Origin of the sequence: Kineococcus vitellinus, from assembly GCF_009906315.1 — a bacterium.
Taxonomy (GTDB): Bacteria; Actinomycetota; Actinomycetes; order Actinomycetales; family Kineococcaceae; genus Kineococcus; species Kineococcus vitellinus.
Window position 1 is genome coordinate 1 of record NZ_JAAALL010000312.1, and the last position, 4,902, is coordinate 4,902.

At 76.4% G+C, this 4,902-nt stretch carries 8 protein-coding genes; 4 read left to right on the forward strand and 4 right to left on the reverse strand.

Annotated features, from left to right (window positions below; translation table 11 throughout):
- Positions 1-319, reverse strand: a 319-nt coding sequence (locus GTQ99_RS19730; RefSeq protein WP_166617413.1) for a hypothetical protein, incomplete at its 3' end; no start/stop codon positions are given.
- Between the two features lie 94 nt (positions 320-413).
- On the reverse strand, positions 414-1,202 hold the full coding sequence (gene map, locus GTQ99_RS19735; protein ID WP_166617414.1) for a type I methionyl aminopeptidase: 789 nt from the start codon (positions 1,200-1,202) through the stop codon (positions 414-416).
- 65 nt (positions 1,203-1,267) lie between these two features.
- On the opposite strand from map, the gene GTQ99_RS25560 reads away from it, so the two are divergent.
- Positions 1,268-1,618 carry a helix-turn-helix domain-containing protein gene (locus GTQ99_RS25560; protein ID WP_166617415.1) on the forward strand — a complete coding sequence of 117 codons (351 nt, stop codon included), beginning with the start codon at positions 1,268-1,270 and terminating at the stop codon, positions 1,616-1,618.
- Positions 1,619-1,634: 16 nt separating this feature from the next.
- Here GTQ99_RS25560 and GTQ99_RS19745 read toward each other — a convergent pair whose 3' ends face one another.
- Positions 1,635-2,120: a grhN gene (locus tag GTQ99_RS19745; protein WP_166617416.1), complete on the reverse strand. Its 486-nt coding sequence runs from the start codon at positions 2,118-2,120 to the stop codon at positions 1,635-1,637.
- Between the two features lie 212 nt (positions 2,121-2,332).
- Here GTQ99_RS19745 and GTQ99_RS27210 point away from each other — a divergent pair, with 212 nt between their 5' ends.
- Positions 2,333-2,947 carry a TetR family transcriptional regulator gene (locus GTQ99_RS27210; protein WP_166617417.1) on the forward strand — a complete coding sequence of 205 codons (615 nt, stop codon included), beginning with the start codon at positions 2,333-2,335 and terminating at the stop codon, positions 2,945-2,947.
- Complete coding sequence (locus tag GTQ99_RS27215; RefSeq protein WP_166617418.1) at positions 2,944-3,618, forward strand: dihydrofolate reductase family protein; 675 nt, start codon at positions 2,944-2,946, stop codon at positions 3,616-3,618. The genes GTQ99_RS27210 and GTQ99_RS27215 overlap by 4 nt, the downstream gene beginning before the upstream one ends.
- Before the next feature lie 39 nt (positions 3,619-3,657).
- Here the strand turns inward: GTQ99_RS27215 and GTQ99_RS19760 are convergent, their stop codons facing one another.
- The gene (locus GTQ99_RS19760) at positions 3,658-4,416 is read right to left on the reverse strand and encodes an SDR family oxidoreductase (protein ID WP_166617419.1); all 759 of its coding nucleotides are present in this window, start codon (positions 4,414-4,416) and stop codon (positions 3,658-3,660) included.
- 155 nt (positions 4,417-4,571) lie between these two features.
- Between GTQ99_RS19760 and GTQ99_RS19765 the strand changes: the two genes are divergently transcribed.
- Positions 4,572-4,902: helix-turn-helix domain-containing protein (locus GTQ99_RS19765; protein WP_166617420.1), on the forward strand; the 331-nt coding region annotated here is incomplete at its 3' end.

Here is a 4,902-nt window from a genome sequence, read left to right on the forward strand (position 1 = left end):
GCCGGCACGCCCTGCTGCACGAGCCGTCGGCGGGGTCCGCGAGCGCCCACGGCTCGTGCAGCAGGGCGTGCCGGCTGCGGGCGAGGTCCTCGGCGGTGTCCACCGCCTGCAGGAGCTCGTCGAGCAGGTACCCGGTCAGCCGCTCGCAGGCCAGGCGGCGGACCCTGGCCCGCATCCCCTTGCCGCCGCGGACCTTCCTGCCCGTGGCGGTGCGGTCGAGCGTGCTCCACACCTGCGACAGGGCGTGGTCGACCCGGGAGCCGGCGAGGGTGAGGCGGCCGACTTCGAGCAGCACGTCGTCGCTGGGGGCAGTGGCCACGGCGCCAGCTTGCCTCAGCGGCGGGCCGGCGCAAGAGCACGGGGTCGCCGCGCCCGCGCGGAGCGCGCGGGCCGCTCGCCGCGGGTGCGGCCGCTCACCCCGCGGCGGCGCCCGCGGTGGGCAGGGTGAGGACCTCCGCCCCGTCCTCGGTGATCGCGACGGTGTGCTCGCTGTGCGCCGTCCGGCACCCCGTGGCGCTGCGCAGCGTCCAGCCGTCGGCGTCGGTGGTGAGCTCGTCGGTGTCGGCCATGACCCACGGTTCCAGCGCCAGCAGCAGCCCCGGGCGCAGCCGGTACCCGCGCCCGGGCCGCCCGTCGTTGGCGACGTGCGGGTCCTGGTGCATCGTCGAGCCGATGCCGTGGCCGCCGAACTGCGTGTTCACCCGGTAGCCGGCCCCGGTGAGGACCGAGCCGATGGCGTGGGAGACGTCGCCGGTGCGGGCGCCGGGGCGCGCGGCGGCGATGCCGGCGCTCAGCGCGCGCTCGGTCGCCTCGATCAGCGCCACGCTCTGCGCGGGGCGGCTGTCGCCCACGACGAAGCTGATGGCGGCGTCCGCGGCGACGCCGCCCTGCAGGACGGCCAGGTCCAGGGTCAGCAGGTCGCCGTCGGCGAGGGCGTAGTCGTGCGGCCGGCCGTGCAGGACGGCGTCGTTGACGCCCGTGCAGACGTGGTGGCCGAACGGCCCGCTGCCGAAGGAGGGCGCGTAGTCGACGTAGCAGGACTGCGCCCCCGCCCCGTCGATCATCTCCCGGGTCCAGCGGTCGATCTCCAGGAGGTTGGTGCCGACCGTGCTGCGGGCCTTCAGCGCCTGCAGGATGTCGGCGACCAGGGCGCCCGTCGTCCTGGCGCGGGCCAGCTCGGTGGCGTTCAGGATCTCGATCACGGGGTGCCCTCCCAGCCTTCCAATGACTATACCGGCCATATCGTACCGGTACTATCATCGGCGCCATGGTCCGGTTGCCGCTCACCCCCGCCGAGCTCGAGCGCGGGCAGCGCCTCGGTGCGCTGCTGCGCCGGGCGCGCGGGGACCGCTCGATGCTCCAGGTCGCGCTCGACGCGGGCCTGTCGCCCGAGACCCTGCGCAAGATCGAGTCCGGTCGCGTGGCCACGCCGGCGTTCCCGACCATCGCGGTCATCGCCGACGTCCTCGGGCTCTCCCTCGACGAGGTGTGGGCGCAGGTCCGCCTGCCCGAGGGCGAGGGCGACGGCGAGGGCGAGGGCGAGGGCGAGGGCGACGGCGAGGGCGGCGGCGAACCCGCCGACCCGCGGCGCCGCCCTCGCCAGCGGCTGGCCTCCTAGCGCCCGCGCCCGCGGCTCACCCGCCCGCGCCGCGCCCCGGGGGCGCCGCGGGGGAGGGGTCCTGCTCCAGCAGCACCACGTGGCGGTGCGCGGCGAGCTCCTCGTCGCCCGGTGCGTGGCCGGGGGCGATGCGCAGCGCGATGCGCTCCGGGCCGGTGCCCGCGGCGAAGGCCGCGCGGAAGAGGGCACCCACCTGCGCCGGGTCCTCCACGAGCGTCGCGCGCACCGCGCTGAGGCGCCCGCCCTCCAGCAGTTCGGCGGGCGCGCCGCCGCGCAGGTTCAGCCGCCACGGCGCGTCGGTGAAGATCAGGCGCCGCCCGTCGACGTCGTGCACCCCGACGGGCACCTCGAAGCGGCGGCCGCTGCGCCGCCCGGTGACCCTCAGCACCGCCACCGGCAGGCGGGAGCCGAACCGGGTGGGCGCCAGGCGCCGCACGAGGGGGTTGACGATGCGCCGCGTCAGCCAGCGGGGCGGGCGCCGGTCCTGGATCGTGGGGTCCATCCGCGCTCCTGGTTCGGGCTGGTCCACGACCGGTGCGGAACCGGTGCGGAACTCGGGTCGTGGTGAGGACCCGGCGGGCCCGGGTCCCTTCCTAGCGCTCCGCACCGACACCCGGGTGCGGCAGACCTTGACCGCGGCCGTTCGTTAACGTACGTTCATTAACGAACCGGCGCGGTGACGGACCAGGCGGTCGACGGCGGGAGGGCAGGCGGGTGGCGCGACCACGCACCGTCAGCGACGAGCTCGTCCACCGGGCCACGGCCGAGGTGGTCCGCCGCCACGGGCTGCGGGGCACCACCCTGGCGGCGGTGGCCGCCGAGGCGGGCCTGTCCGCCGCCGGGCTGGTGCAGCGCTTCGGCTCCAAGCGCGGGCTGCTGCTCGACTTCGCCCGCCGCGCCGAGGCGGCCACCGGCGCGTGCTTCACCGGCAGCCGCGCCGCGGCGGCCTCACCGCTGCAGGCCCTGCACGAGGCGCTGGCCGCGCTGACCGCGCAGGTGCGCGAGCGCTCCGACCTGGCCAACAACCTCAGCTTCCTGCAGCTGGACGTGAGCGACGAGGAGTTCCGGGTCCTGGCGGCCGCCAACGCCCACCGCGTGCAGGCGCAGGTCGAGGAGCTCCTGCGGGAGGCGGTCGAAGCGGGGGAACTGCTCGCCGACGTCGACCCCGCCGCCCTGGCCCGCACCGTCCACCTCACCTACAACGGCGTGCTCGTGCTGTGGCCCCTGACGGGGACCGGACCCCTGACCCTCGAGCTGCGCACCGCCGTCGACGCCGCCCTGCGGCCGTACCTGCCCACCCCTCCAGACCCGAGGAGCGAGAACCCGTGACCTCCGCCACCACCCCCGCTGCGACACCCGCCACCACACCTGCCACGACACAGGCCACGAACTCGGCCACGAACTCGGCCGCGAACTCGGCCACGAACTCGGCCACGACGACTGCCGCGACCTCCCCCTCGGCGGCGGAGCGCACCGCGCCGTTCACCGGCTCGGTCTTCATCGCCACCAGCCTCGACGGTTTCATCGCGCGCCCGGACGGGGACGTCGACTGGCTCACCCGGCGCGGCGCCGAGGCCGGGGAGACCGGTTACGAGGCCTTCATCGCCGGCGTCGACGCCCTGGTGATGGGGCGCGGCACCTACGAGAAGGCGCTGACGTTCGACTCCTGGCCCTACCCGGGGCTTACGGTGCTCCTGCTCAGCAGCCGCGCCGAGGACGGTTCCGACGCCCGCGTGCGCGTCGTGCGCGACGTGCCGGGGGCCGTGGCGGCGATCACCGCCTGCGGCGCCCGGCGCGTCTACGTCGACGGCGGGCGGGTGGTGCAGTCCTTCCTGGCCGCCGGTCTGGTGCAGGAGCTGACCATCACCACGGTGCCGGTCCTGCTGGGGCGGGGGCTGCGCCTGTTCGGCGACCTGGACGCGGACGTCGACCTGCGGCTGCGGGCGAGCACGGTCCTGGGTGGCGGTCTCGTGCAGGCCACCTACGAGGTCGCCCGCTGAGCACCGGAGCGGGCCGCGCGGCTCGCCGGGCGCCGGCGCTCAGCGCCCGGGCAGGGTGCTGAGCGCCGCCGAGCGCTGCTGCAGCAGGTCGGCGTAGGTGCCGTCGCGCTCCGCGTGGCGCAGCCGCTGCGCGGCCCGGACCACCACCTCGTGCGGGGTGGGGTCGGCGGTGAGCAGGCCGACCACCTCGTCGAGGAAGCCCTCCAGCGGCAGGGCCGCGGGGTTGACCTCCTCCTGCCCTGCGGTGGCCACCGCGGGCGGGACGAGCTCGGTGACCGCGACGCCGGTGCCGGCCAGCTGCGCGCGAACGGCCTCGGTGTAGGCGTGGACCCCTGCCTTCGAGGCCCCGTAGGTGGGCATGAGGGGAAAGGGCAGGAAGGCGATGCCCGAGGTGACGGTGACGAGGTCGCCGCCGCCGCGGGCGATCAGGTGGGGGGTGAAGGCGTCGAGCACGCGGATGGTCCCCAGCAGGTTGACCTCGACGGTGGTCCGCGCCGCCTCGAAGTGGGCGGGGTCGCGCAGGTCCTCGAAGAGCATCACCCCCGACATCGTCACCACCACGTCGAGGTCGGGGTGCCCGGCGAGGACCTCGTCGCGGGCGCGCAGGACGCTGCCGGCGTCCGTGACGTCGACCTGCACGGCCTCCAGGGTCCCGGCGCCGACGAGGTCGGCGACCTTGCCGGTGTCGCGCCCGGCGACGACGACGGTGCTGCCGGCCGCGGCGAAGCGCCGTGCCAGCCCGAGGCCGATGCCGGAGGTCCCCCCGACGACGAGGGCGGTGCGTGCGCTGATGTCCATGTCCACTCTCCCTGCTGCGTCCACTGCTGCGTCCACTGGTGCCCGGCCAGCGTCGACCGGGCGGACGCGCCCGGGCAGGCCCCTGCGGATCCGGGGAGCGCCAGGACCCCTCTGCCGGCGCTGCCGGGCGGCGGGGCCGCACTAGCGTGGAGCGGGTGGAGGCGGCGGAGGGCAACCGGCTGGGGGAGTACCTGCGCGCCCGGCGCGCGCTGGTCGCCCCGGAGCAGGTGGGGCTGGCGGGCGGCGCCCGGCGACGGGTGCCGGGTCTGCGGCGCGAGGAGGTCGCGCTGCTGGCGGGGGTGAGCGCCGACTACTACCTGCGCCTGGAGCGCGGTCGGGACCGCAACCCCTCCGCGCAGGTGCTCGACGCGCTGGCGCGCGCCCTGCACCTGGACGAGGTCGAGGCGCAGTACCTGCTGCAGCTCGCGCAGCCTCGAGCACGCCCCCGCTCCGCCCGCTCGGCCTGGGGGCGCCGGCGGGCGGAGC

Excerpts from the sequence above, each read along its gene's own strand:
- GTQ99_RS25560 (WP_166617415.1), top strand. The coding sequence starts at position 1,268 with ATGGTCCGGTTGCCGCTCACCCCCGCCGAGCTCGAGCGCGGGCAGCGC.
- GTQ99_RS19745 (WP_166617416.1), bottom strand. The coding sequence starts at position 2,120 with ATGGACCCCACGATCCAGGACCGGCGCCCGCCCCGCTGGCTGACGCGG.
- GTQ99_RS19760 (WP_166617419.1), bottom strand. The coding sequence starts at position 4,416 with ATGGACATCAGCGCACGCACCGCCCTCGTCGTCGGGGGGACCTCCGGC.